The organism is Campylobacter canis, assembly GCF_045504005.1.
GTDB lineage: Bacteria > Campylobacterota > Campylobacteria > Campylobacterales > Campylobacteraceae > Campylobacter_A > Campylobacter_A canis.
Map to the genome: position 1 here is coordinate 108,833 of NZ_JBJJXH010000006.1, position 25,951 is coordinate 134,783.

At 38.2% G+C, this 25,951-nt stretch carries 23 protein-coding genes and 1 tRNA gene; 17 read left to right on the forward strand and 7 right to left on the reverse strand.

Annotated features, from left to right (window positions below; translation table 11 throughout):
- Positions 1-25 precede the first annotated feature (25 nt).
- Together ACHJH3_RS07505 and ACHJH3_RS07510 are read left to right on the forward strand one after the other, a co-directional pair.
- The gene (locus ACHJH3_RS07505) at positions 26-484 is read left to right on the forward strand and encodes a tetratricopeptide repeat protein (protein WP_407064274.1); all 459 of its coding nucleotides are present in this window, start codon (positions 26-28) and stop codon (positions 482-484) included.
- 155 nt (positions 485-639) lie between these two features.
- The gene (locus ACHJH3_RS07510; RefSeq protein WP_407064275.1) at positions 640-1,761 is read left to right on the forward strand and encodes a tetratricopeptide repeat protein; all 1,122 of its coding nucleotides are present in this window, start codon (positions 640-642) and stop codon (positions 1,759-1,761) included.
- 33 nt (positions 1,762-1,794) lie between these two features.
- On the opposite strand, the gene uvrC is transcribed toward ACHJH3_RS07510, so the two are convergent.
- Positions 1,795-3,609: an excinuclease ABC subunit UvrC gene (gene uvrC / locus ACHJH3_RS07515; RefSeq protein ID WP_407064276.1), complete on the reverse strand. Its 1,815-nt coding sequence runs from the start codon at positions 3,607-3,609 to the stop codon at positions 1,795-1,797.
- Entirely contained in the window at positions 3,599-4,057 is a 459-nt protein-coding gene (locus ACHJH3_RS07520) for a hypothetical protein (RefSeq protein ID WP_407064277.1), read from the reverse strand. The genes uvrC and ACHJH3_RS07520 overlap by 11 nt, the downstream gene beginning before the upstream one ends.
- 132 nt (positions 4,058-4,189) lie before the next feature.
- Here ACHJH3_RS07520 and nhaD point away from each other — a divergent pair, with 132 nt between their 5' ends.
- Both nhaD and guaA read left to right on the forward strand, forming a co-directional pair.
- A complete protein-coding gene (gene nhaD, locus ACHJH3_RS07525) occupies positions 4,190-5,560 on the forward strand; it encodes a sodium:proton antiporter NhaD (RefSeq protein ID WP_407064278.1) in 1,371 nt (456 codons plus the stop codon).
- Positions 5,560-7,095 carry a glutamine-hydrolyzing GMP synthase gene (guaA, locus tag ACHJH3_RS07530; RefSeq protein ID WP_172200273.1) on the forward strand — a complete coding sequence of 512 codons (1,536 nt, stop codon included), beginning with the start codon at positions 5,560-5,562 and terminating at the stop codon, positions 7,093-7,095. The genes nhaD and guaA overlap by 1 nt, the downstream gene beginning before the upstream one ends.
- A 76-nt stretch (positions 7,096-7,171) precedes the next feature.
- Here guaA and ACHJH3_RS07535 read toward each other — a convergent pair whose 3' ends face one another.
- The gene (locus tag ACHJH3_RS07535; protein WP_407064279.1) at positions 7,172-8,017 is read right to left on the reverse strand and encodes a restriction endonuclease; all 846 of its coding nucleotides are present in this window, start codon (positions 8,015-8,017) and stop codon (positions 7,172-7,174) included.
- A 237-nt stretch (positions 8,018-8,254) separates the two neighbouring features.
- Here ACHJH3_RS07535 and ACHJH3_RS07540 point away from each other — a divergent pair, with 237 nt between their 5' ends.
- The 12 genes from ACHJH3_RS07540 (at position 8,255) to ACHJH3_RS07595 (ending at position 21,737) form a co-directional block, all read left to right on the forward strand.
- Positions 8,255-8,896: a cupin domain-containing protein gene (locus tag ACHJH3_RS07540; RefSeq protein WP_407064280.1), complete on the forward strand. Its 642-nt coding sequence runs from the start codon at positions 8,255-8,257 to the stop codon at positions 8,894-8,896.
- Positions 8,897-8,995: 99 nt separating this feature from the next.
- Entirely contained in the window at positions 8,996-9,721 is a 726-nt protein-coding gene (locus ACHJH3_RS07545; RefSeq protein WP_407064281.1) for an ABC transporter ATP-binding protein, read from the forward strand.
- Positions 9,718-11,232, forward strand: coding sequence for an ABC transporter permease/substrate-binding protein (locus ACHJH3_RS07550; RefSeq protein WP_407064282.1), 1,515 nt, complete (start codon positions 9,718-9,720; stop codon positions 11,230-11,232). Before ACHJH3_RS07545 ends, ACHJH3_RS07550 begins: the two co-directional genes overlap by 4 nt.
- A gap of 77 nt (positions 11,233-11,309) precedes the next feature.
- Entirely contained in the window at positions 11,310-12,404 is a 1,095-nt protein-coding gene (locus ACHJH3_RS07555) for an AAA family ATPase (protein WP_407064283.1), read from the forward strand.
- 21 nt (positions 12,405-12,425) lie between these two features.
- Complete coding sequence (locus ACHJH3_RS07560; protein ID WP_407064284.1) at positions 12,426-13,244, forward strand: PIN domain-containing protein; 819 nt, start codon at positions 12,426-12,428, stop codon at positions 13,242-13,244.
- A complete protein-coding gene (locus tag ACHJH3_RS07565; RefSeq protein ID WP_407064285.1) occupies positions 13,241-13,876 on the forward strand; it encodes a uroporphyrinogen-III synthase in 636 nt (211 codons plus the stop codon). Before ACHJH3_RS07560 ends, ACHJH3_RS07565 begins: the two co-directional genes overlap by 4 nt.
- A 235-nt stretch (positions 13,877-14,111) precedes the next feature.
- Complete coding sequence (gene purD / locus ACHJH3_RS07570) at positions 14,112-15,365, forward strand: phosphoribosylamine--glycine ligase (protein ID WP_407064286.1); 1,254 nt, start codon at positions 14,112-14,114, stop codon at positions 15,363-15,365.
- Positions 15,362-15,814 (forward strand): RDD family protein, encoded by a 453-nt coding sequence (locus ACHJH3_RS07575; RefSeq protein ID WP_407064287.1) that lies wholly within the window; start codon positions 15,362-15,364, stop codon positions 15,812-15,814. The genes purD and ACHJH3_RS07575 overlap by 4 nt, the downstream gene beginning before the upstream one ends.
- Positions 15,804-17,972 carry an LPS-assembly protein LptD gene (locus ACHJH3_RS07580; protein WP_407064288.1) on the forward strand — a complete coding sequence of 723 codons (2,169 nt, stop codon included), beginning with the start codon at positions 15,804-15,806 and terminating at the stop codon, positions 17,970-17,972. Before ACHJH3_RS07575 ends, ACHJH3_RS07580 begins: the two co-directional genes overlap by 11 nt.
- Positions 17,972-18,682: a sodium:proton antiporter gene (locus ACHJH3_RS07585; protein WP_407064289.1), complete on the forward strand. Its 711-nt coding sequence runs from the start codon at positions 17,972-17,974 to the stop codon at positions 18,680-18,682. Before ACHJH3_RS07580 ends, ACHJH3_RS07585 begins: the two co-directional genes overlap by 1 nt.
- Positions 18,667-20,871 (forward strand): polyribonucleotide nucleotidyltransferase, encoded by a 2,205-nt coding sequence (locus ACHJH3_RS07590; RefSeq protein WP_407064290.1) that lies wholly within the window; start codon positions 18,667-18,669, stop codon positions 20,869-20,871. Before ACHJH3_RS07585 ends, ACHJH3_RS07590 begins: the two co-directional genes overlap by 16 nt.
- A 17-nt stretch (positions 20,872-20,888) precedes the next feature.
- Positions 20,889-21,737, forward strand: coding sequence for a universal stress protein (locus tag ACHJH3_RS07595; RefSeq protein WP_407064291.1), 849 nt, complete (start codon positions 20,889-20,891; stop codon positions 21,735-21,737).
- A gap of 226 nt (positions 21,738-21,963) precedes the next feature.
- Here the strand turns inward: ACHJH3_RS07595 and ACHJH3_RS07600 are convergent, their stop codons facing one another.
- The 4 genes from ACHJH3_RS07600 to ACHJH3_RS07615 all read right to left on the reverse strand — a co-directional run bounded on the left by ACHJH3_RS07600 (position 21,964) and on the right by ACHJH3_RS07615 (position 24,324).
- Entirely contained in the window at positions 21,964-22,293 is a 330-nt protein-coding gene (locus tag ACHJH3_RS07600) for a cytochrome C (protein WP_172200231.1), read from the reverse strand.
- Between the two features lie 3 nt (positions 22,294-22,296).
- The gene (locus tag ACHJH3_RS07605) at positions 22,297-23,613 is read right to left on the reverse strand and encodes a sulfite oxidase (protein ID WP_407064292.1); all 1,317 of its coding nucleotides are present in this window, start codon (positions 23,611-23,613) and stop codon (positions 22,297-22,299) included.
- Positions 23,614-23,890: 277 nt separating this feature from the next.
- Positions 23,891-23,975 (reverse strand) — tRNA-Leu (locus tag ACHJH3_RS07610).
- Between the two features lie 49 nt (positions 23,976-24,024).
- Positions 24,025-24,324 carry a F0F1 ATP synthase subunit C gene (locus ACHJH3_RS07615; RefSeq protein WP_407064293.1) on the reverse strand — a complete coding sequence of 100 codons (300 nt, stop codon included), beginning with the start codon at positions 24,322-24,324 and terminating at the stop codon, positions 24,025-24,027.
- Between the two features lie 292 nt (positions 24,325-24,616).
- Between ACHJH3_RS07615 and ACHJH3_RS07620 the strand changes: the two genes are divergently transcribed.
- A complete protein-coding gene (locus tag ACHJH3_RS07620) occupies positions 24,617-25,951 on the forward strand; it encodes a sodium-dependent transporter (RefSeq protein WP_407064294.1) in 1,335 nt (444 codons plus the stop codon).

Below are 25,951 nucleotides of genomic sequence, written 5' to 3' on the forward strand. Positions count from 1 at the left end.
AATTTCTATAAAAAGGAGAATGAAGATGAGGAAAATTATCCTTGCTTTAACTGTCGGAGCTTTGGCTCTGTGGGCAAACATGAGCAACGCTGAAGCTATGTGCAAAGGAGGAAATTTTATAAGTTGCAATGATTTAGGCACGGCTTATATGAAAGAGGGCGACAAGCAAGACTTTAAAAAAGCTTTTGAGCTATTTACCAAGGCGTGCGACGGCGGACATGCTCTAGCTTGCAGTAATCTCGGAGTGCTCTATGCAAACGGACAAGGAGTAAAGCAAGATAACAAAAAGGCTATCTTGTTATATAGGGCTGCATGCGATGCCGGCGAATACAGAGCGTGCAATAATCTTGCCGAGCTTTACGATAAAGCTTTTGGTGTAGAGAGAAACTTAAGAACGGCTAAAAAGCACTACGGTAGAGCTTGCGAGCTAGGATATCAGCCTGCGTGCGATAACTACAAAACGCTAAAAGCAAAGGGTTATTAAGCCTAAAATTTAGCAAATTTGACTTGAAATTTTAGACTTTCAAGTCAAATTTATCTTCTATTTATAAATTTATAAAATTTCTAACAAATTTAAGTAAATATCTAGTAGTTAAATTATAGAATTTGATTTTTGATATCAATAAAAGTCCAAAATCAATGATAAAAATTTTATACGTTTTGCTCTTTTTCACTCTCGTTTTAAACGCCGGCATTGATAATTTAAGCGACGAAGAGGCGCTTTGCAATGCAGGAGATGCAAGAAGCTGTCTTGTCGCAGGAGCTTCTTTGCTTGAAGGAGATGAGAGAGGCTATGAAAAAGGAGTTAAATTTCATAAAAAAGCTTGCGATATGGGGCTTGGGTTTGCTTGCTACTGCGTTGGAAGCTTTTATTTGAATGGAGCGTTTGGATTAACTATGAACCGCCATAAGGCGAGTGAGTTTTTTCATGCTGCTTGTAATCTTGATGAACCTTTAGGGTGTCGCTATCTTGCATTTGTTTATTTTGAAGAAGATACCAAAGAGCAGGATATAAAAGCAAATAATCTTTTAAAAAAAGCTTGTTTGCTTAATGATATAATCTCTTGCAAAAAGCTTGGAATTTCTTATGCTCTCGCAGCCAAGCTTGAGCTTAAATATCCAAAAATTAACGCCTCTTTTCAAATGGCTTGCGAGATAAACGACTCTTTGGAGTGTTATCTTGCCGCGACACGTTACGCAACATCGTTTGAACCTAGCCAAAACCAAAAAATTATCGATGAGTCTTTTTACAAGTATTGTAAATTCGGATATGCAAAGGCTTGCTTAGAAATAGCTTATTTATACTATGACGGGGTTGATCTTAAGCTTAGCTATGAAAGAGCAGGCGAACTTTTTAAAACGGCTTGCGACGGCAAACTAATGCAGGCTTGCTATGAGCTGGGATCTTTGTATGAGGGCGGATATGGTGTCGATATGGACATAAATAGAGCTAAAGAGCTTTATAAAAACGCTTGCGAAAATGAATTTTTAGATGGCTGCATTGCACTTGGAAATCTATACAACAACTCTTTATACGGCGCTATTGAGTATGAAAAAGCCGCAAATTTATTTACCATAGCTTGTGAGGGAGGATATCCGGGCGCTTGTATGAATTTAGGATTTTTGTACTATGAAGGAAAGGGGGTGAATAAAGACAAAGCAAGAGCGAATAGGTTACTAAAAATGGGTTGTGATATGGGATATGAGGATAGTTGCGAATTTTATAAAAGATATGAGGAGCTAGAAAAGAAAAGCCGCTAAACACTTGGCAAATTTGCTCTTTAAAATTTAGTCCTAAATTTCACTATCTTTAATAGCTTTTATTTTACTTGCTACGCTTTTGTTTGTAACTTTTGCTATTTCGCTAAGTTGGGCGTTTAATATACTTTCAAAATTTCCATAAAATTTAATGAGCTTGGCGATACTTCCTGCTGAAATTCCCGCATTTGCAAGTTTGCTGGCGTGCAAATCCTTTTTCTTTTTGCTTTTTTGATGAAAGGTTATGGCAAAGCGGTGTGCCTCGTCGCGCAACCTCTGAAAAAACTGAAGCCTTTTATCGTCCGTAGCGAGCGAAAATATTCCTTTTGCGGTGTAAATTTTATCCTTTGCGGCTCCTTTTGCTCGGTGCGCCTTAGCGTCTATTTTTTCTTTTGATATTGCGATCACATCGATATTTGCACCGCTGCTTTTTAAAATTTCGTTAGCTAAATTCAAAAGAGCCTCGCCCCCGTCTATCACCCATAGATCGGGCGGAGCCAGCTTGTCAAAGCGCAAAGCTCTGTTTATAAGCATTTCTTTCATCTGATCATAGTCGTTTCTAGCTTCTAAATGCACATGACGATATCGCTCTTTTGCAAATTCGCCGTTATCAAAGCATATCATAGCTCCCACGCAAGCTTCGCCAAACATATGAGAGTTGTCAAATGCTTCGATCCTATAAGGCGTGTGAGTGAGTTCAAAATACTCTTTAAGCGAGCATAAAAAGTCATTATCGTGGCTTTTTATATAGTTTTTGATAGAAATTTCGGCGTTTGTTTTAGCCATCTCGCAAATTCGCTTTTTTTCGCCGATTTTTGGGGTTTTGACGCTAAAATTTTTGCCGTGCCTTTTGCTTAAAATTTCCTCTATCAAGCTTGCATCTTCAAATTCGTCATTAGTATAAATTTTAGTCGTTATCACTGGGCTGTCTATACTAAAGCTTTCTAAGATGATCTGCTTATAAGCCTCGTTTATCTCTTCGCTTGATGCGGTTTTAGACGGGGTTATGTTTTGATTTACGCCGATTATTTTGCCGTTTTGCACGCTAAATCTAACCGCGCAGATAAAATTTTCATGCAGATTTATGGCAAATACTTCAAAGTCTTCAAGTTTGGCAAGATCAACTTCTATCTTTACTTCCAAATCTTTTATTATTTCTATCTTATCGCGAATCTTAGCCGCTTGTTCGTAGTTTTGGTTTTTTGCGTATTGCATCATCAAATTTGACAAATTCGCCTGCAGGCTGTGCGGGTTTTGAAGGGCTAATATGGCTGAATTTACTATTTTACCGTAGTCTTCTTTGGTTATTTTGCCTTCACACGGCGCTTCGCAACGCTTGATCTGATAAAATAAACAAGATTTTTTGCCCTTGACGCAACTTCTTTTTTGAACGAGCTTAAAATTTAGATAAAGCGCTTCAAGCATCTCTCTTCCTCCCTTAAAATAGGGCCCGAAGTATTTGATATTTTTGCCTTTTATTATCCTGCGAGTAATGTCAAATCGTGGAAATTCATCGTCAAAATCGACATATATGTAAGGATAGGTCTTGTCATCTCGCAAAAGAATATTGTATTTTGGCTTTAGCTGCTTGATGAAAGAGTTTTCAAGTATCAGCGCGTCGGCTTCGCTTGGAGTTACTATGTATTCAAGATGAACCGTTTGGCTTATCATTTTAAAAATTCTAGCTCCTGCTTTAGGCGAAGGCGCAAGAGAGGGTGTGAAGCTAAAGTAGCTCTTAACGCGGTTTTTTAAATTTTTAGCCTTGCCTACGTAAAGAAGCTTATCGAATTTGTCAAAATACTGATAAATTCCCGGGCTGTTTGGCAGAGAGCGAATCTCGTCAATTAGCATCTAAATTTGACCTTATAGCCTCTCGAATGTTCTCAAATTTAGCGTGAATTTGAGGGTTTTTGGCTAGATTTATAAATTTGCCTTTGGATTTTTCTATGTAAATTTGTTTTTTTGCGATTTTAGGTGTAATGCTAAAGCGCAAATTTTTAGTAACGAAAAATTTTATATCTGAAATTTGACCTAAAATAGAGCCTTCGTTTGCGCTAGCATAAATTTTTAATAAGCCTTTTAACATATTTATATTACTATCTCGTTTAAACTCTTGAAGCCCCAAAGGGTGCTTAAGAGCAAAAAACAAAATGCTGTTTTTAACGTAGCAAAAGGCTATGAGGCGCTGGTGGTTTAAGCTTAGTAGCTTAACGAATTTAGCGCACTCGCTTTGGTTTTTTAGCTTATAGAAAAAGGGATTATTTACGATATGATTTATGATAAATTTAGCGTCTTTCATAAGGCGATTTTAGCATTTTTTTTGTTAATTTTTCTTAGCGGGTGCGGGTATAAAGCTGATCCGTTTTATGACGATTCAGACAGAATAAACACTACTAAAACCGAAAAAATAAATAAACTTTAAGGAGAAAAAATGAGGATTTTTGGACTTTTAAGCCTTTTGTTCGGGCTTGCTTTCGCTGCAGGAGGCGGCAGTAGCGAGCCTGTAGACCTTACTACGACTTGGATAGGTATAGCTTGTCTTATCATTTTTGTCGTGGGGTATTTTTTTATCGCCGCTGAAGAAAATTTCCATATAAATAAAGCAAAGCCTGCTATGTTTATCGGAACGTTTATGTTTATACTTATCGGCTTTTATATGGTTTTAAACGGCATGGAGATAAGCTCGCTAAAAAACGAGGTCGATCACCTGATCCTTGAAATTTCGCAAATCGTATTTTTCTTAATGGTTGCGATGACCTATATCGAGGCGCTCATCGAAAGAGACGTATTTAACACGCTTAAATATAACCTCGTTTCAAAAGGCTACACTTACAAAAAACTCTTTTGGCTAACGGGTGTGCTAGCATTTTTCTTAAGCCCGGTAGCTGATAACCTAACTACCGCACTTATCCTTTCTACGGTTTTAATAACTATAGATAGACACAATACGAATTTCTTAGTCGCAGGAGCTATAAACATCGTCGTAGCGGCAAATGCAGGCGGTGCATGGAGTCCTTTTGGCGACATAACTACGCTTATGGCTTGGGCTGCAGGCAAGGCTCCGTTTATTGATTTCTTAGCACTTTTTCCTGCTTCTCTTATCGGCTGGATCGTTACTGCGGTATTGCTTGTGCGCGTAGTTCCTGAAGGAAGTCCTCACTTTGATCCCGCTACAGAGCCTAAAGTAACTATCAAAAAAGGCGGCAAGGTAGTAATCGGGCTTGGAATTTTCACAATTTTTTCTGCCGTAATGTCGCACCAACTTTTCCATTTACCTGCTATGTGGGGTATGATATTTGGTCTTTCTTTGCTTAGTCTTTATACTTACTACTATAAAAGAATGTATAAAAACGAAGAGCCTATGCATGTATTTCACTACATGTCAAAGATAGAAAACGACACTCTTTACTTCTTTTTCGGCATTTTGGCGGCAGTCGGCGCGCTTCACTATTTAGGATTTTTAAATCACGCTGTTGCGCTTTATGATAAATTCGGACCTACGACTATGAATATCGCGGTAGGATTTTTATCGGCAATCGTTGATAACGTCCCTGTAATGTCGGCGGTGCTTAAGTCAAGCCCTGAAATGGGACTTGATCAGTGGCTGCTCGTAACGCTAACAGCGGGAATCGGCGGCTCTATGATCAGCTTTGGTTCTGCTGCGGGTGTTGGAGTAATGGGCAAGCTAAAAGGAATTTATACGTTTGGCGCTCACATGAAGCATGCTTGGACGATAGTGGTAGGCTATATCGTATCGCTTGTCGTTTGGTATGTGCAATTTGAAATTTTAGGATTATACTAATGACGCAATCAGATATTATAGTTTTGGATTTTGGCTCGCAATACACCCAGCTTATCGCTCGTCGCCTTCGCGAACAAGGCGTTTATACCGAAATTTTGCCGTTTAACGCTAAGCTTGAAGATATAAAAGCTAAAAAGCCAAAAGGGATAATTTTAAGCGGCGGACCTGCAAGCGTTTATGCAAATGATGCGTATTTTTGCGATCAGGGCGTATTTAAAATGAAGCTTCCTATCTTGGGAATTTGCTACGGCATGCAGCTTATCGCTCACGTAAATAAAGCCGAAGTTGTGGCTGCAAATCAAAAAGAATATGGGAAGGCCGAATTAAACGTAATCAAGCCTCATGATTTATTTAAGGATACGCCTGAAAAACAGATCGTGTGGATGAGTCATTCGGATATGGTCTTAAATTTACCAAACGGTTTTGAATCGCTTGCCGTAAGCGAAAATTCTCCTTATTGCGTATTTGGCGATGATAAACGTAAAATTTATGCGCTTCAGTTTCATCCAGAGGTGCAGCATAGCGAATTTGGAACGCAAATTTTAAAGAATTTCGCCAAATATATCTGCGGCTGCGAAAGCACTTGGAATATGGGAAGCTTTGCTAAAACGCAAATTGCGAAGATAAAAGAGCAAGTGGGCAATAAAAAAGTCCTATGCGCAGTAAGCGGAGGCGTGGATAGCTCCGTGGTTGCAGCACTTTTAGCTAACGCAATCCCTGAAAACGTCATACTTGTATTTGTCGATAACGGACTTTTAAGAACGGGTGAAAGAGAGCAGGTTGAAGCAACCTTTAGAACCAAACTAGGCGTGGAGCTTGTAAGTATCGATGCTAGCAAGATTTTTCTTGAGAGGCTTGCCGGCGTAACCGATCCTGAGAAAAAACGCAAGATAATCGGCGAAACATTCATAGAAATTTTTGAAAAAGAGGCTAAAAAGCACGATAACGTAAAATTCCTAGCTCAAGGCACGCTATATACCGACATCATAGAAAGCTCGGTCGTAGGCTCAAGCAAGACGATAAAGAGTCATCATAACGTAGGCGGGCTGCCTGACTGGATGAGCTTTGAGCTGATAGAGCCTTTAAAAGATATTTTTAAAGATGAGGTTCGACAGCTTGGGCTTGAGCTTGGTTTGTCTCGAGATCTTGTTTTTCGCCATCCATTCCCCGGTCCGGGACTTGCGATACGTATCATGGGTGAGGTAAATTCTCCTAGCCTAGAGCTGCTTCGCAAAGCTGACGTGATACTTCGTGACGAGCTTAAATCAACAGGCTGGTATAACAAAACTTGGCAAGCGTTCTGCGTACTTCTAAACGTAAATTCAGTCGGCGTAATGGGCGATAACCGCACTTACGAAAATGCCGTTTGTATCCGCGTGGTGGATGCAAGCGACGGCATGACGGCAAGTTTTTCAAGACTTCCTTACGATCTACTTGAAAACGTTTCACGCCGTATCATTAACGAAGTTAGCGGCATAAATCGTGTGGTTTATGATATAAGCTCTAAGCCGCCTGCAACGATCGAGTGGGAGTAGATAAATAAATCCTCGAAAGCTTTGGAATGTATCGTTTTCGAGGATTGTTTTTTGGTTATTTTAGTAAACAATGTATTTACATGTTAAAGAAAAAGTCTTCATCGATTAAGTAATCAGTAACTTCTTTTACTCCAATTTGTAATTCGGCAATTTTTGATATAAATGCTTCGCCATCCATTAAGTCTATTTGTTGCTTACCAGCTTTTTCAGCTTCTTCTATCGCAGATTTAGAAAAAGTTCCAGTAGTTATAAATACTGCTTTTTCAATATCGGTAGTTAAAGAACCTCTAAAATCACGTATTTCAGGAGAGCCTATAGAGCCTTGATATCTTTTACATTGAAATGCGATTTTAAAAGTTACCATACCGTTAATCTTTAGTGTTCCAGTGCCATCTATACCACCATCGCCTGATTTTTTTGTAATTTCAACTTGAGAAAAACCGCATTCCCGTAACAGTCTTTGCGCTAATCGCTCGAAGCCGTAAGGATTCATTTTTAGGAGTACTTCGTGTAATCTTTGCCTCCAGCTGCGTATTTCTTCAGGAGTATTATCTTCTATATCTAGAGAGTTTGACACAGAAGATGATGGTTCAGAAATTTGATTTATGTTTTTCTTTTTATAAACCTCCATACCGTCTATAGTCAGAATTTGTGTGAAATTAGTGCTAATAGACCATACACTTCTAGCGCTATTATCTATTGCACCGAAATTTTTTAGTAAAGTTCTTGCCCATGCCAATCTGTAATCGATTTCTGTCATATTTGTGTTGGTATGCATAACATCTAATACCCTATCAGACAACTCTAATATTTCGATTGCTTTTTTATTTATCTCATCATTTTTTCCAGAGCCGCCTAGCTCATGAAGTGCTGAAAAAGTTGCTTCAATCAAGTCTGGATAATTTGGCATATCATTTTGCATCATAATTTTTAAACTCCTTATTATTTAACTATTTATTCTTTGTATCATTATATATTAAAACATTTGTTTTATGCAAAAGTATTTATTTATGATACAAAAGTTATTTTTTAAGATAAAGATGCCAAAGTTGATTTTATAAACTCTCAAAAGATAATCCATATCAAGATTGTTTCCAATTAAACCTGCTAAAATTCCTTTGTTAATTTGATAATTGATATAAGTTGACAAAGGAAAACAATGAGTAAAATTTATAGTATCAAAGACGAAATCTGCTTTGAAAGTGGCGGTATAGTAAGCCAAAGACTGTTTTCAAATAAAAATTTAGACCTTGATCTTTACGCGCTTGATGTGACCGAAGAGCTTGACAAGGAGAAGCGATTTGGCGATTCGTTAGTATGGATTTTAGAAGGTGAAATTTCGCTATTTTGTGAAGATGAGAAATTTAGCCTTAAACAAAATGAAGCTTTTATTATAGAAAAAGAGACGTGGCGTAAGGTCGTGAGCAAAGAAAAGACAAAGATGATATTAATAGACTTTAAGGAGAATACAATGATAAACCACCTGCCAAAGGCTGAAATTTTCGCTCTTACGGATGCGATAGAGTATCAAGAGGATAAAGTCGTAAGCAAGACTCTTGTCAAAAACGAAAACGGCACGATGACGCTTATGAGTTTTCATGGCGAGCAGGAGCTTTCCACACACGCTGCGCCGGGAGATGCGCTACTAGTTGCGCTTGAAGGAGAGCTTGCGCTTACGATAGGAGATGAGAATTTTAATATCAAAGCAGGCGATAGTATCGTGATGCCGGGCAAGATCCCGCACGGGTTAAAGATAAAAGATAAATTTAAAATGCTTTTAATAGTAACAAGAGATAAATAAAATTTTTATATCAAGCCGGTTGCCGTTCTTATAAAATTTTGCTTTAAAGCTTTTATGATAAACTACTATCAAAAATTAAAGCAAATTTAAAGGAATGCTGTGATCGGCTTTGAGCGAGTTAGCAAGCTTTACGGCGATACTGAAGTAATTAAAAATTTCACTCTAAACATAAAAAAGGGCGAATTTTTTGTTCTTGCGGGATCAAGCGGTAGCGGCAAGACGACTACGCTAAAGATGATAAATCGCCTCATAGAGCCGACATCAGGAAAGATTAGCATAGACGGCGCAGATATCACAAGCTACGATCTGCGCGAGCTTAGATTAAATATCGGCTATGTTTTACAGCAAATAGCGCTCTTTCCGAATTTAAACGTTTGCGAAAACATCACCCTTATAGCCGAAATGAAAAAATACGGCAAAAAGCGTCGTGTGTCATTAGCTAAAGATTTGCTTCAAAGAGTAGGGCTTGAGCCGGATACCTATCTGCACCGCTATCCTGCCGAGCTTTCTGGCGGAGAGCAGCAGCGAGTAGGCATCCTTAGAGCCATCATAACCGAGCCTAAAATTTTGCTTATGGACGAGCCTTTTAGCGCGCTTGATCCTATCTCAAGAGCCGAACTTCAAGAGCTTATTAAGGAGCTTCATAAAGATCTTGGCATGACTGTCGTGTTTGTTACTCACGATATGAACGAAGCGCAAAATGTCGGAGAGAGAATTTGTGTGATGAATAGCGGGCAGATCGTGCAAGTGGGAACCGCAGGGGAGATTAAAGATATGCCCGCTAATGAGTTTGTGGCTAAATTTTTCCAGGCGACGCAAGTATGAGTGAGCTTTTTTCTACGCTTTATGAGAGGCAAGATGAGCTTGTGCGAGCTGCTCTTGAGCATTTGCAAATTTCGCTTTCTTCGCTTCTTTTGGCTATCTTTATAGCAATTCCTCTTGCGATTTTTATCTCAAATCACAAGCGTATAAGTGAGTTTGTTTTGCAGGTTGCAGGGATCTTTCAGACTATACCTTCGCTTGCTCTTTTGGGGCTTTTTATACCGATTTTTGGTATCGGTGCGATACCGGCCATAATAGCTCTTGTCATCTACGCACTCTTTCCTATCGTGCAAAATACCCTTACGGGTCTTCGTGAGATAGATCCTGCGCTAAAAGAAGCCGCTAGGGCGTTTGGCATGAGTAAATTTGAGCGCCTAAAGAAATTTGAGCTGGCTCTTGCTATGCCTGTTATCATCTCAGGCATTAGAACGGCTGCGGTTATGATCATAGGAACCGCTACTTTGGCAGCACTTATAGGAGCGGGCGGGCTTGGGACGTTTGTGCTTCTTGGTATTGACAGGAACGATACTTCGCTAATTCTGATAGGAGCGATCTCATCTGCGCTTTTGGCGATAGTTTTTAGTGCGGGCATTAAATTTTTAGAGCGACAAAAGCTTAAGCTCGTTATAACTGCTCTTGCAACGCTTTTACTCGCTCTTGCGCTGTCTTTTGTGCCAAATATTAGCATGCAAAAGGATCGTATCGTGATAGCGGGCAAGCTTGGTGCCGAACCTGAAATTTTAATCAATTTATTTAAAGAGCTCATAGAAAAAGAGACTGATTTAAAGGTCGAGCTTAAAGCGAATTTTGGTAAGACAAGCTTTTTATACGAGGCGTTAAAGGCGGGAGATATTGACATCTATCCCGAATTTACGGGTACTATTTTATCAAGCCTTCTTAAAAATCCGCCCGCAAATTTGTCAAATGACGCAAGAGAGGTTTATGCGGCTGCAAAAGAGGGTTTGGCAAAACAGGATAATCTTGTTTTACTTGATCCGCTTGGGTTTGAAAACACTTATGCGCTTGCGGTCTTGCGTAAATTTGCTCATGAAAACAATATCAAAAGCATATCTGATTTAAAGTCCGTTCAAGGCGGTCTAGCTGCCGGATTTACTCTTGAATTTAACGACAGGGAAGATGGAAATTTGGGTCTTAAATCTCTTTACGGTTTAAATTTAAATGTTAAAACCGTTGAGCCTGCATTGAGGTACAAGGCTATCTTAAGCGGAGAAGTTCAGGTGATAGATGCTTACTCGACCGATAGCGAGATAAGAGAATTTGATCTTGTAACGCTTAAGGATGATAAGAGGCTTTTCCCGCCTTATGAAGCGGCTGTTTTGATGAGACAAGATACTCTTGATAAATATCCGCAGATAGGGCATGCCCTGAGTAAATTAAACGGCAAGATAAGTAGTGAGCAGATGAGCGATATGAACTATGCCGTGCGGGTTTTAAAGCGTAGCGCCAATGATGTCGCGCGAGAATATCTAGTTAAAAACGGACTTTTAAAATAAAAAGTATCTTTTAAATTTTAGTTTTAGTATAAAAATAATGGTATAATATCTACATACCAAACAATATAAGGCGCTCTATGAAAAATCCGTTTCCATTTGAAACCTTAGCTGACGGCTCGACATTTTACGGTAGGCAAAACGAACTTGATAAAATTTATAAATTTGCGAAAAACTCTTCAAATTTGCTTATCTATTCAAAAAGACGCATGGGTAAAACCACGCTCATAAAGGAGTTTATGCGCCGTCATCAAGAGGAATTTGTCTGTATATATAGCGACATCTTTGATATGACTTGCGGAGAGGATTTTGTAAAAGAGTTGCTTAAAAATGTCGCCAAATCACAAAAAGCGAATTTTCAAAGTACATTTAAGTTTATCCTTGCCAAACTCAAAAGAATAAGCTTTGAGATCACGCTTGATCCACTTACTTACGAACTTTCGGCAAGCCCGATGATAAAAAACGCAAGCTTTGACGAGGCGATGGATGATCTGTTTAATATGCTTGATGAAATTTCAAAAGAGAAAAAAGTAGTTTTTATCATCGATGAATTTCAGCAAATAGCCGAGTTTAGCGAGCTTAAGATAGATGCGAGGTTGCGTAAATTTATGCAGACCAGTAAAAATATCTCGTTTATATTTCTTGGCTCAAAGCGCCATATATTAACTTCACTTTTTAGCCATAAAATGCCTCTTTTTGAGATGGCTACTCATTTTGAACTTGGCTTCTTAAAGCAAAATGAAATTTATAAATACGCTAAAAATTTCTTAAAAACAACTCAAGCTCAGATAAACGAGCTTGCCGTTATATGCAAATTTGATACGAAGCTTATACAAAATGTTTTGTATTTTATCTATGAAAATGAAAAAACAATTGATAAAAAAGCGGTTTTAAGCGCACTTGATACAGTGCTACAAAGCAAAGACGGCGCTTATAGGCTGGTTTTTGATACATTTACAGGCAATCAAAAAAAAGCTCTTCAGATCATCATCAAAGGACAAAAAGAGTATTTTTCACTGGGCGTTTTGTCGCAATTTAACATAAGCAAAACGTCCTTGCAAGCGGCGCTTAAACAACTTTTTGCTAAAGAGATAATAGATAAGCAAGATGGGGAATTTTTTATCCCCGATACGACATTTGGCTTTTGGCTTGAGAGGGTTTTTAAGCATAGATAAACTCTAAATTTGGAGAGAAAATTGAAAAGATTTATAATAGATGATGAAAACATAGGTGTTGATAATATCTTTAAGATAATAGACCCGAAGAAAAAAGATAGGATTTATATAGTTACAAATGCAAGAAAAAAGATATCCATGCAGACTTTAAAAATTTTAAACTCTAAAAAAGTAAAGTTTAAAATTTTTATGATAAGCGATGCGGATAGAGATTTTGCCGATAAGATAATAGTCTTTTTAATGGGAAAATTTTTTGATAAGAAGGGTAAAATTTGCGTAGTTAGCAATGATAAATTTTACGATAGCGTAATAGGATTTTTTAACGCTTTAAGAGCCGAAAAAAGGGAGAAATTTAAAAAAATAACTTTACAAAAAGATGTAAGTTTAAAAATAGACGAGAATAGAAGCAAAGAGGTTGAAAATATTTTGTTAAAATCTTCAAATCTTCAAGAGCTTCATATCATGCTAAAAAGTGCTTACGGCAATGATGAGGGGCTGGTTATATATAAAACTTTTAAACAAAAAGCAAGACAAATTTATGCCTCCAAAATGCTTGCTTCACCTAAAATAAAAACTCTGCCTAAGGAGTCTAAAAACAGCTCAAATTTGGATTATGAAACCAAACAAGATCAATTAAGCCCAATAAAAAATGCCGAGACAAACAATCTTTTATCCAAAAATTCCCAGGAGATAAAAAAGATAGCAAGAGAAAGTAAGAACACTTTGGAGTTTCATAACGCACTTATAAAAAAATACGGCAGCGGCGATGGAGTTACGATATATACGATTTTAAAAGATAGAGCAAAAGCCTATTTTCAAAAGAAGGGAAGTCTAAAATGATCTATCTAGTCGGTTCAAATTTGGATTATGAGGGCGCAAAGACGCTTAGGCTAAATGAGATTAAATTTAGCGAATTTGAAGTTGATTTAAACGAATTTGAAGCGCTTATCATAACCTCTAAAAACTCTATAAAAGCGTTAGAATTTAATAAAATCAAAATCGATAAAAATTTGCAAATTTACGCCATAGGCGACGCAAGTGCAAACGCGGCAAAGCAGATAGGATTTGATAGAATTTATATCGGACAAAACTCGCACGGCAAAGAGTTTGCAAGCGAAATTTTACCGCTTTTAAAAGATAAAAAAACGCTTTATCTAAGAGCTAAAAAAACGGTTTCAAATTTAGGCGGGATTTTAGAAACCGCAGGCGTTAATATAACTCAGATAGTAGCTTACGAAAATGTCTGCTTGAAGGCGGAAATAGGGCTAAAGCCTGAACCAAAAAGCGTGATCATATTTACCGCTCCTTCGGCGGTTAAGAATTTTATCTCGAATTTTGGCTGGGATGATAGCTATAAGGCTGTTAGCATAGGACAAACGACAAGCAAAGAGCTGGATAAATTTACAACTGCTACCACAAGTGAAATTCAAAGCGTAGAGTCTTGTATAAGGCTTGCTAAAACATTACTTTAAGCAAAATCACTATATAATTTACTTGCCTGAGTGATTTGGCAGCGTATTTTTTTGGGTCCAACACATTAGTATGGGCGAAGATGTGCGATATCTGTGTGATGTGGCTTTGCCTGAACGCCTAAAAGCGCGAGAAGTTGCAACCTAAGGGATGTCGCCTATTTGCAAGGTTGGCTTTAATTTAGGGCCGCTTACTTACGCACCGCTCGCTCGGGTGTTTTAAATTTACGGAGACGGCATGGATATACTAATAGTCGGTAGCGGCGGGCGCGAATACGCCATAGGCTTAAAGCTTAAAAGCGAAAAAAACGTCGGTAAAATCTACTTTGCTCCGGGCAATGGAGCCACTTCAAAACTTGGCGAAAATATCAAATATAAAAATTACGAAGAACTTGCAAAATTTGCTAAAGACAAAGGTATAAATTTAACTATCGTAGGTCCTGAAGCGCCGCTTAGCGAAGGGATAGTAGATATCTTTAAGGCAAATGACTTAACTGTCTTTGGACCAAGCAAGAGTGCCGCTAGGCTTGAGGGCTCAAAGGCTTTTATGAAAGATTTTCTTGCAAGACACGCTATAAAAACGGCTAAATATCTAAATACTAATGACGTAAATAAAGCAAATGAATTTATAAAATCCTTAAAAACGCCGATCGTGGTAAAGGCAGACGGACTATGTGCAGGCAAGGGTGTAATAATAGCAAAAACTCATGAAGAGGCTTTTGAAGCTGCTAAAGAGATGTTAAGCGGCGAAAGCTTTGGCGAGGCCGGTAAAAGAGTAGTTGTAGAGGAGTTTTTGGACGGATTTGAGCTTAGTTTTTTTGCTCTATGCGATGGCGAAAATTTCGTAAGCTTGCCGGTGGCTCAAGATCACAAAAGACTGCTTGATAATGACGAGGGTCCAAACACTGGCGGTATGGGAGCGTATGCACCAAGTCCTCTAGCTACGAAAGAGCTTATAAAACAAGTTGAAGAAAAAGTAGTAAAGCCTACTTTAAGAGGCATGAAAGCTGAGGGAAGTGAGTTTTGCGGAGTGCTTTTTGTGGGGCTCATGGTAGTTGAAAACGAGCCTTATGTGCTTGAATTTAACGTTCGTTTCGGTGATCCCGAGTGTGAGGTTTTGATGCCTTTGATTGAGTCTGATCTGAGTGAAATTTTATATAAGGCAGCAAGCGGAAAGCTTAGCGAAATAGACGTTAAGATAAAGGATGAATTTGCCGTCGGAGTCGTAGTTGCTAGCAAAAACTATCCTTATAAAAATAGCCCTAAAGCCAAAATAAGCGTAGAAGATGTTCCCCAAGGCTCTCATATAGCCTATGCGGGAGTTGGCGAAGAGAGTGGTGAAATTTACGCTGACGGCGGTAGAGTGCTAGTGTGTGTAGCAAGCGCAAAAAATGTAAAAGAGGCTAGAGATAGGGCTTATAAACTCTGCGAAAATGTAAAATTTGACGGTATGCAGTATCGTAAAGATATCGCTTGGCAGGCTCTTAGATGAGCGAAAATATCCTAGATAGGCTTGACAGAGAAGGTATTCGCCTAGCTTCTACCAAAAAGCGTGCCATGTCTTATCTGATAGATGAGCTTTTGATATCTGTTTTGTTTACCGTGATTTACTGGGGCAAATTCGCAGAGACGAGCAGCTATGAAGAAGTGATGAATATAACTTACTCTTTGATTCCTCAAGTTGTGATGCTAAAGGTTTTGTATCAAGCGTTTTTTATCTGGTATTGCGGCGCAACTCTTGGCAAAATCGCCATGAAGATAGTTTGTGTAGATTTAGCACTTTTAGATAAGCCCAATTTAACTGCTTCCATCACAAGAAGTATCGTTAGGATCATTAGCGAAAACTGCTTTTTCCTTGGCTTTGCTTGGGCTCTTGGAAACCAAACCCTTCAAACGTGGCATGATTTGGCCGCAAAGACAGTGGTGATCGATGTTTATTAGAGTATTTTTTATATTTATTTTTTTTGTTTCAGCCCTTTTAAGCGCTCAGGATTTTGAGCTTTTAGCCGATGACGTAAATCGTCAAGGAGATATCGTAACGGCTGAAAAAAACGTACTTGTTTATTCTTCAGAGTATCTGATAAGCGCGGACAAGGCTGTTTATGATCAGCAAAAACGTATCTTAGAGCTATTTGGCAACGTAAATGTAATGCGTGGAGAGGATGAAGTATCTCGCTGCGGGTATGCTAAAATCGATCTAAATAGCAAGGATAGTAGCTATGAAGCGCTATTTATGATGAATCGCGATATGGAAGTTTGGATGCAAAGCGATGAGAGCGAGAGTAATGAGAAATACTACAAAACAAGCGGCTCTATCGTATCAAGTTGCAATGTCCAAGATCCTGATTGGAGTATCAAATTTAGTAGTGGAAAGCTAAATAAACAGAGTAAATTTTTACACCTTTATAATCCGGTTTTTTATCTGGGTAAAGTCCCTGTTTTTTATCTTCCTTATTTTGGATTTTCAACCGATACTAGACGCAGAACCGGACTGCTTCCGCCTGATTTAGGATATAGCAAGAGTACAGGAATTTTTTATAGCCAACCTATATATATAGCCGAATACAACTCTTGGGACATAGAGCTAAATCCTCAAATTCGAACACTACGCGGTTTTGGAGTATATGGAACATTTAGATTTGTGGATTCGGCTTATTCTAAAGGCTCTGTTAGCGTGGGCAAATTTTGGGACAAGACAAGCTATAGAGAAAGACAAATTTCTAAAAATTCAAATAAGCTACCTTTAAAAAACAAAACTCATCAAGGGATAGAGATAAAGTATGAACGCGATAGGCTCGTAAAACACTTGATAGGTGGAGATTTGCAAGAGGGATTGTGGCTTGACGCTACTAAATTAAACGATATAGATTATATAAATTTAAAAACAAGAAAAAGTTATAACGAAGGAGAAAATCCTCTTGTAGCATCAAAAATAAACTACTTTATAAGTAGCGATAAGCATTATGTAGGAGCATATGCTAGATACTATGTTGATACTGCAAAAGTAGGTAGCAAAAATGAAAACAAAGATGTTCTTCAAGAGTATCCAAGCATCCAATATCATAAATACACAGACTCTTTTGTTTTGCCTAATTTATTATATTCTGTTGATATGCACTCTCATAATTATACTAGGAAAATAGGCGTTAAGGCGATCCAGTATGAATTTAAAATGCCTGTTTCCTTACATGTTCCTTTGTTTAATGATTACGCAACTTTATCATATTATCAAAATATATATGCTACTCAGGTTAATTTTTCAAACAAAATGTATAAGCCTACAGGTAAAAAAGACAAGAGCGCAAGCTATATAGAGAGTGGACATAAGATATCTATGTATAGTGACGTAGCAAAGGCGTATGATAAATTTTACCATAGCCTAAATTTTGGTCTTAATTATATTTTTAGGGGATATAGCTCAGGAAGTGTCCCTGATGATAATGATGATATTTTTGTCTATGATATGGAAGGAAATAAATTTCAAAATTTTATAAGTTCTCAGTATACGCAAAATGAAGCAGTGGGAAGTCTTTCTCAGTATTTTTTCTCTAGCCAAGGAAGAAAAATACTAAAACACTATATATCGCAAGGATATTATACCGATAAAAGCGAATATTCAAACCTTAAAAACAGTATTAGTCTATATCCTTATACTAATTTATATGTTTATAATAATTTTGAATATTCCCATAAGCGTAAGCGATTTGAAAAGATTCAAACAGGTTTAACATACTCCAATAAGCATTTTTCTACCAATCTACAAAACACCGTACAGATCAAAAAAGAGCAAGATAGACAAAGCTATTTTACAGGAACATTTGCTATAGCTTTACCTAGAGATAATAAGCTTTATGGCGGATTAAAGTATGATATACAAAAAAGATATACTAAGCAGTGGAATTTAGGAATTTTGCATAGAAGAAAATGCTGGAATTATGCTTTTACATACCAGAAAGATAACGAGCCTATAACTACACATAAAGGTCCGGCTACGAAAAAAACGCACGGGTTTTATTTTACGATCAACTTTTACCCCGTAGGCGGGGTTAATTATGATTTTTCTATAGATAAAGAATATGGTCCGGGAGCTAGAGCTTAATGGCTGAATTATCAGATCTAATGTTTGAAAACCAGCTTGAAGCCGCAGCTAAGCTACTTGAAATTTTGCCCAAAAAAGAGCTTGTGGAAAACAACTATCTTATTGTCTGCTCTTCTATCGACTCAGTTATATTAACGGACGTAGTATCAAGAGGGCTAAATTTAAGCTACGAAATGCTCTTTACGGAAAGAGTTTTTGCTCCGAACAATCCCGAGTGCGAGATTGCTATGGTAAGCGAAACCGATGAGATACTTGTGCATGATGAGCTTGTTAAGTCGTTTGGGATAAGCTATGACTTCATATACGGCGAAGCTCAAAGAAAGTATGAGGAGAAAATTTTAAAAAACGTATATAAGTATAGAAAAGGAAATTTAATAGGAAATTTAAAAGATAGAAATATCTTGTTGATTGACGAGGGTTGCGAGACGGGCATAACCGCTCTTATTTGCATCAAAACTCTTATGAAAGAGGGCGTTAAATCCGTTAGATACGCTACTCCGCTTATAGCTACGAATGTAGCAAGTCAATTAACTCAACTTGTAGATGAAATTTATGCCGTGCATAAGATCGCAAATTTTATCGACGTGGATTTTTACTACAAGAACAAGATCGAACCAAAGCCGTCAGTTATACTCTCTATATTGGAAGAGAGTCCATTTTACATACCACTACAAAAACAAGGAGATATTAAAGCATGCAATATTCAATAGAAGTTAATAACCAAATTGAAATTTATGATATAAACAAAGTCGCAAAACAAGCAAGCGGAGCCGTTTTATTGCGAGTGAAAAATACGGTCGTTTTAGCAACCGTCGCAAGAGAGGATACTCAAGTAAGTGAGGATTTTTTACCGCTAACGGTGCAATATATAGAAAAAGCTTATGGCGCAGGCAGAATTCCCGGCGGATATGTTAAGCGCGAAACTAAACCGGGTGACTTTGAGACTCTAACAGCTCGCATCATAGATCGCTCCTTGCGACCTCTTTTTCCAAAGGGTTATGCGTATCCTACGCAAATCGTAGTTATGGTACTTTCTGCCGATCCTGAAGTTGATTTGCAAGTAGTTTCTTTAAATGCAGCTTCCGTCGCCCTTTATCTAAGCGATATTCCTGTGAATTCTCCTGTGTGTGGTGTAAGAGTCGGGTATATAGACGATAAATTTGTTATAAACCCAAGCAATTCGGAGCTAAAAAGTAGCGCTCTTGATTTGTATGTAGCGGGTGTTAAGGATGAGCTTTTGATGATAGAGATGAGAAGTATCGCTCAAGCAAGAGGCGAAGTTATGCCTATGATAGCCGTTGATGCGATTATGGATCCAAATTTAAACGACGGAATTATTTTACAGCAAGACATGAATGAATTTAGCGAAGATCTTATCGTAGAGGCTATAGCCGAAGCCGGCAAAGCGATACTTAGAGCATCAAACGCTTATGAAGAGGCGTTTGAATCGCATAAAAAGGCTGACGCCGAGCTTGAACTAAAACCTGAGATAGAAAATGAAAGTATCGCGATATATCTTGATGAATTTTATAAAGACGATGTGAAATTCGCTATCAATCAGATGGCAAAGAGCGAGCGTGCAAGCGAGCTAAATAAGATAGCCAAGCAGGTTTTAACCGACGAAGTCGCGCAAAAAGAGGGTTGGGAAGAGGACGTGATAATGAACGTTCTTGGCAAGTATAAGAAAAAAATCGTTAGAAACCAGATCATAAACGAAGGCTTAAGAGCCGACGGCAGAGGACTTAAGGATGTGCGCCCTATAAGTATAGAGACAAATATACTGCCAAATGCACATGGCTCTTGTCTCTTTACGCGCGGACAGACTCAAGCGCTTGTGGTAGCTACGCTTGGAACGGATACGGATGCGCAGATGTATGATATGCTTACCGAAAAATCTGCAATCGTGGATAAATTTATGTTTAACTACAACTTCCCCGGCTTTAGCGTAGGTGAAGCTAGCCCTCTAAAGGCTCCTGGCAGACGAGAGCTTGGGCACGGAAACTTGGCTAAGCGCGCTCTTACTCCAAGTGTAGATGTAGATTCGCCTTATACGATTCGTCTGGTTTCTGAAATTTTAGAATCAAACGGCTCAAGTTCTATGGCAAGCGTGTGTGGAGGCTCTCTTGCTCTGCGTGCGGCAGGAGTAGATACTGTAAAACTTGTAGCAGGTGTTGCTATGGGGCTTGTGTTTGAAGGCGACAAGCATGCGGTTTTAACCGATATAATGGGACTTGAAGATCATGACGGCGATATGGACTTTAAAGTTGCCGGAAGCAGCGAGGGTATAACTGCGCTACAAATGGATATAAAGCTTGGAGGAATTAGCCTTGATGTTTTAAAAGAGGCTCTTTATCAAGCTCGCGAAGGAAGACTTCATATCTTAAATTTGATGGAAAAAGCAAACGAAGAGATAGCTGTAAATGATGAAATTTTACCTAAACTTGAGCTGTTTAGCGTTGATCCTAGCAAGATAGTAGATATCATCGGACAAGCCGGCAAGACCATAAAAGAGATCATAGAGAAATTTGAAGTTTCTATTGATCTTGATAGAGAAAAAGGCGAAGTAAAAATTGCGGGAGCTCAAAAGACAAAGGTTGATGCAGCCAAAGATTATATCATCCAAATAGTTTCAAAAGACGGCTCTAAAAACGGATTTGGTGGAAAAAGAAGAGACGGCAGAGATAAAGATAGAGCAAAGCCTACTTTTAATATAGGCGATGAATTTGAAGGCGAGGTTAAAAAAGTAGTCGAATTTGGAGCTTTTGTAGGACTCAAGGGCGGAGTTGACGGCTTGCTTCATATCTCAAAAATTTCAACACCGCTAAAAGAGGGCGATAGAGTAAAGGTCAAAGTAAGCGAGCAAAAAGGGCATAAAATTTCCCTTGTTTTAGCAGAATAATTCAAAAGGATAGTATCATGCAGTATAAGAAGTTGCTTTTCCCAATCGGTGCGGGGGATGATGTAAAAGAACGAATTTACGGGGCTTTGCTCGTGGCTAAGCATTTTGATACACATATTGAAATTTTAGCCAGTCAGCTTGATCCAAGCGCGGTTTATAATATGAAAATGACTCTTCGCGGCGGAGTTTTGTATGAAGAGTTTTTAAAAGCTGCAAAGGCGGAGCTTGGCGTGGAGCACGAACAAAACGAGGCTCTGTTTAAGAAAATTTGTGCCGAACTTGGCGTGGAGATAAGCGATACTCCTACGGGCAAGGCAAGCGCAAAATTTGTTACCAAAAGTGGCAAAAGAAGCGTTGTAGTGGAGCATGAGTCAAAATTTTGCGATATGGTTGTAGCCGCAGCTCCGCTTGACGGTAGGGTTACTGGCACATTTGAGGCTGCGGTGCTAAAAAGCGGCAAGACGGCAATAGCCATACCAAGAAAACTAATGAAATTTGGCACGGATAATATCCTTGTTAGCTGGAACGGTTCTACTCAAAATTCGCGCGCGCTTTCAAGCTCGATAGAACTGCTTAAAAAAGCAAAAAAGGTTCATTGTATCACTTGCAAAGCTCATCCTGACGAATCTGCCGAAGAGAGCTTAAAAAAGCTTGAAGAGTATCTAAAGATACACGATATAAACGCGACTTTTGAAATCGTAAAGACTACTTCCGTTCCAGGAGAAGCGCTTTTAAGATCGGCAAAAGAAGGGAATTTTGATCTTATAGTTGCAGGCAGGTATGGAGAAAACGGCTTTAGAGAAATTTTCCTTGGCGGAACTACGAGATACTTTTTAAAACACACTCAAATTCCGGTATTTATGTAATAAGAAAGGGCGCATATGCCCTTTTTAGCTAAAATCCAATGATTTAAAATTGATTTCGCATTTTTAAATGTTTTATTAAATAGTCAAAATTTAAGCTATTTAAATATCAAAATCTAGCAGCGGTTGGTTTGAATGGTAAAAATTAAATACAAAACAAAATTAGATAGCTTAGTTTTAGCAAGTATAAATAATGAGATCAAAAGAGGGGAATCGCCCCTCTTTAATGTTAATTTTTAAGAGTATTTTTTAAAGGAATTCTCTTTCTTGTAGTGTAATCGTTAGGGTAGTTTTTAGCCAAGTAAGTAAGGATCAAATTCTCACTTTCAGGATCAAATTCCCAAAGCCCTTGCGTTTCTTGCATCCATCTTATCAAGTCTTTCCATGTTTGCCTATCGCCTTTTTGTTTGGTTACGAGCGTTAAGCTATGACATGCCATGCAGTTTCCCACGATAAGTTCCCAGCCTTCATCTATCTTAAGCCCTGTTTCAGGGTCGATCTTAGGCTCGCTTGCTAGTGCAAAGCTAAGCCCAAGCAGCAGTGCGAGTAATTTTTTCATAGTCTACCCCACATATACGGCTACTCTATGACAACTGTTGTTCAGGTAGCCTTTTGGATTCCATGCAGGCAGAACCATTGGCTGCTTTTTGCCGTTTGTATCCGTAGCTCTTGCCCAAACTTCATAGTATCCTTTTTGAGGGAATTTGACCGAAGCTTTCCATGACTGCCACGCAAGCCTGTTTAGAGGTTTTTCTACGGTTGCTTTTTGCCATGTTTCGCCAAAATCGATGCTTATCTCCATCTCTTTGACTTCTAGATCTCCTGCCCATGCTTTGCCGCGAACTTCAAGTGTCTTGTCAAGATCCATTTTGAAATTTGTAACAGGATGAGATATGACTGATTTTACAGGCATTGACTCAATTATCTTCATCTCGGTATCTTTGCTTACTTTTGTTCCTGGAGCTACCGGATTAACAGGCACTTTATACGATTCTGACATTTTTGGTCCGTCATGAACTATATTTCTAACGGAAAGTTTAGTTAGCCATTTGCCTGAAACGGAACCAGGAAAACCTCCAGCAACAAGTCTCAACGGATAGCCGTTCATAAATGGAATATCGGCTCCTTCGTAAGCCCATGCTATAAGAGTCTCCTCTTCAAGAGCTTTTTTGATAGGAATTCCTCTACTAATCGGCTTTTTACTAGCATCTCCGTCAAGCGGGATATCGATACCTTCGTAGCCTACGTAAACCGCATCGTTTTTAATACCGCAACTTTCTAACACGTCTTTTACTCTCACGCCTGTCCATCTTCCGCAAGCTATAGCGCCAACTCCCCACTGAGTACCGCTTGTGGCAGGTATGATCTCGCCTCTGCCGTTTCCACCGCATTCGACTGTTAGAGCGTAAGTATAGTGTTTAAATTTCTTTTTTAGCTCTTCAAGTGTAAAAGTAGTAGGCTTAAGACAGCTCTCTCCGTCAATTACAAGTTTCCAATTTTTAGGATCGAGATCTTTTATCTCCGGCGCTAAACCGTTGTTTCTAACAAAAAAATGCTCAGGTTTTACAAATTCCGAATCAAAAAATTGAGGTAAAGTTTCTGCCGTTATAGGCTTGTCATTGTGGTAAAGAAGTCCGTTTTTACCCTCTATTTTGAAATTTTCATCTACTGCGGCAAGTGCTGCAGGTATAAGTCCGCTTGGATAATTAGCCGCAAAAGGGATGTTTGCTCCAACTAGCGCAGCAAACGCTAGAAGCGAGCTTTTCTTTAAAAATCCTCTTCTGCTCTCATCGGTCTTTCTTCCGAATATATCAAGATCGGCTTTGATAGGATCTTGTTTGTAAGCCTCAAAGAAACCTAACTCTTTTTTGTTTTTCATCTCATCTCCTTGTTTTGATGTTTGATTGAAGAAATTTTAAGATAATAATATTTTAGAAACAATATAAAAACGAATTAATATTTAAAGTTTAAGCAATTTCGCTACTAAAGTAATATTTATAGTTATAAATAAATTATCTTATATTTAAAGTATGATTTTGCAGTCTTAATTAAAAATCCTATACTATAGATAGTATTTATTGTGAATGTGTATAAATTTAAACTTATATTTAATTTAAATAAAATTTAATACATTTTAAGATTTGAGTTTTGAAGTATGGTGCGATCAGCGAGATTTGAACTCGCACACCTACCGGCACTACCCCCTCAAGATAGCGTGTCTACCAATTCCACCATGATCGCAACAGAAGTAAAAAATTAAAGAGATTCAGCCCGAAGTTGGGCTGAAATATTAAAACATTGGGTTTGCGTAAAGAATAATTAGTGTAACAACAAGTGCGTAGATAACTTGCGCTTCGATCATCGCTAGAGCGATAAACATTGTTGTCATAAGTTTGCTACCAACGCCAGGGTTTCTAGCTGTTCCTGAGATTGTAGCAGAAGCAGTGCTTCCCATACCGATAGCTCCACCAAGTGCCGCAAGACCTAGACCAAGAGCAGCCGCAAGAACTGAGTATGATTTTAGCATTTCGCCGTCACCTGCAAATGCGAATGAAGCAAATGCAGCCATAAGAAAAAGAATCTTTTTCATGAAATTTCCTTTGATGAATTTAAGCCAGTTCGGATCAGACCCCTACTTTGAAACTTTGTGGCGCATTTTATATAAAATTTGCTTTGATTTAGTTAAATTTTGAAAAATTTATCAACTAAATTTGCTTGTATCTAAAAATGCTACAAATTTACAAAATATTTTTAAGCTGTTTCGATTTTATACGAATTTATTAACAAAATTAATGAAATATTTTTAAGCTTAGAAATTTAAAAGCTTTTTTATGCTAATTTAAGATTTTTTAATGATTTTAAATAAAATTAAGGTTTGCTAAGTGCAGGATAAGTTCTCTAAAATCGGCTTTATATTAGCCGTTGCAGGAAGTGCGGTAGGTCTTGGAAATGCTTGGAAATTTCCATATTTGGTCGGACAAAACGGCGGCTCGGCTTTTGTTCTTTTGTATTTGTTTTTGACGTTTTTTATCGGACTTACCATATTTTTTGGTGAAGTAGCGATAGGAAAACTTTCAGAATCAGATCCTGTAAATGCTTTTAAAAAGCTTGCGACCACGAATAAAAACAGCTGGAAATTTGCCGGTTTTACTATGCTTGGAGCGATCATTCTCGTATCATTTTATACCGTCGTTATAGGCTGGATATTTAAATACGCTTTTATGGTTTTAACGAATTTGCCAGCTGATATAGAGACTTCGGCCGCTATATTTACCGATTTTGTCTCAAAAGATACATCGTCTCAAATTCTATTTTTTACTATCACGAATATAATTTGTTTTTACATTGTTTCAAAAGGTATCAAGAGTGGGATAGAGCGTGTAAATGTGTGGCTTATGCCGTCTTTGTTGGTGCTTGTGATAGCTATGCTTGCATACTCCGTTACTATGGACGGCTTTATGCAGTCGGCCAAATTTTTGCTAGTGCCCGATTTTACCAAAATAACCTTTGATAGTGTTCTTACCGCACTTGGACTGGCGTTTTTTACTCTTTCTTTAGGCGTGGGCGTCATTATAGTTTATTCTGCAAATTTGCCAAACAATACGAATTTGGTAAGCTCGTCCATAATCATCGTCATCATTAACGTAATAATGGGAATTTTAATAGGCCTTGTCATATTTACTTTTGTGTTTGAGTTTGGCGCCGAACCTAGTCAGGGAGTAGGGCTTGTGTTTATCTCCTTGCCTACATTGTTTGCTAAGCTAGGCACATTTGGGCATATATTTGCTTTTGCGTTATTTACCGCTCTTATATTTGCAGGCATTACTTCGGCTGTCTCTATGCTTGAGCCTTTTACATATTATCTTATAAGGGAATTTGGCTTTACACGTAAAAAAGCTCTTATCAGCATAGCCGCTTTCGTATATATCGCCGGAATTTTATGTATATTTTCAAATATCGAAGGCGTTAAGGAAAATTTAGTATTTTTCGGAAAGAGCCTATTTGACTGCCTTGATTATCTGGTTTCAAATATCATCATGCCTATTGGCGGTATCACGGTATCGGTTTTTGTCGGATTTGTAATCAAAAAAGAGGCATTACGTGAGCTTTACGGTCCTTATATGAGTAAATTTATGTTTGATCTTTGGTATTTTATGATTAGATACATTGCTCCGATTGCCATAGCCGTCATATCCGTAAACGCCATTTTGAGCTAG

Bases quoted from the DNA above. Each gene is read 5' to 3' on its own strand.
- ACHJH3_RS07505 (WP_407064274.1), top strand. From the start codon at position 26: ATGAGGAAAATTATCCTTGCTTTAACTGTCGGAGCTTTGGCTCTGTGG.
- ACHJH3_RS07510 (WP_407064275.1), top strand. From the start codon at position 640: ATGATAAAAATTTTATACGTTTTGCTCTTTTTCACTCTCGTTTTAAAC.
- uvrC (WP_407064276.1), bottom strand. From the start codon at position 3,609: ATGCTAATTGACGAGATTCGCTCTCTGCCAAACAGCCCGGGAATTTAT.
- ACHJH3_RS07520 (WP_407064277.1), bottom strand. From the start codon at position 4,057: ATGAAAGACGCTAAATTTATCATAAATCATATCGTAAATAATCCCTTT.
- nhaD (WP_407064278.1), top strand. From the start codon at position 4,190: ATGAGGATTTTTGGACTTTTAAGCCTTTTGTTCGGGCTTGCTTTCGCT.
- guaA (WP_172200273.1), top strand. From the start codon at position 5,560: ATGACGCAATCAGATATTATAGTTTTGGATTTTGGCTCGCAATACACC.
- ACHJH3_RS07535 (WP_407064279.1), bottom strand. From the start codon at position 8,017: ATGCAAAATGATATGCCAAATTATCCAGACTTGATTGAAGCAACTTTT.
- ACHJH3_RS07540 (WP_407064280.1), top strand. From the start codon at position 8,255: ATGAGTAAAATTTATAGTATCAAAGACGAAATCTGCTTTGAAAGTGGC.
- ACHJH3_RS07550 (WP_407064282.1), top strand. From the start codon at position 9,718: ATGAGTGAGCTTTTTTCTACGCTTTATGAGAGGCAAGATGAGCTTGTG.
- ACHJH3_RS07555 (WP_407064283.1), top strand. From the start codon at position 11,310: ATGAAAAATCCGTTTCCATTTGAAACCTTAGCTGACGGCTCGACATTT.
- ACHJH3_RS07565 (WP_407064285.1), top strand. From the start codon at position 13,241: ATGATCTATCTAGTCGGTTCAAATTTGGATTATGAGGGCGCAAAGACG.
- purD (WP_407064286.1), top strand. From the start codon at position 14,112: ATGGATATACTAATAGTCGGTAGCGGCGGGCGCGAATACGCCATAGGC.
- ACHJH3_RS07575 (WP_407064287.1), top strand. From the start codon at position 15,362: ATGAGCGAAAATATCCTAGATAGGCTTGACAGAGAAGGTATTCGCCTA.
- ACHJH3_RS07580 (WP_407064288.1), top strand. From the start codon at position 15,804: ATGTTTATTAGAGTATTTTTTATATTTATTTTTTTTGTTTCAGCCCTT.
- ACHJH3_RS07585 (WP_407064289.1), top strand. From the start codon at position 17,972: ATGGCTGAATTATCAGATCTAATGTTTGAAAACCAGCTTGAAGCCGCA.
- ACHJH3_RS07590 (WP_407064290.1), top strand. From the start codon at position 18,667: ATGCAATATTCAATAGAAGTTAATAACCAAATTGAAATTTATGATATA.
- ACHJH3_RS07595 (WP_407064291.1), top strand. From the start codon at position 20,889: ATGCAGTATAAGAAGTTGCTTTTCCCAATCGGTGCGGGGGATGATGTA.
- ACHJH3_RS07600 (WP_172200231.1), bottom strand. From the start codon at position 22,293: ATGAAAAAATTACTCGCACTGCTGCTTGGGCTTAGCTTTGCACTAGCA.
- ACHJH3_RS07605 (WP_407064292.1), bottom strand. From the start codon at position 23,613: ATGAAAAACAAAAAAGAGTTAGGTTTCTTTGAGGCTTACAAACAAGAT.
- ACHJH3_RS07615 (WP_407064293.1), bottom strand. From the start codon at position 24,324: ATGAAAAAGATTCTTTTTCTTATGGCTGCATTTGCTTCATTCGCATTT.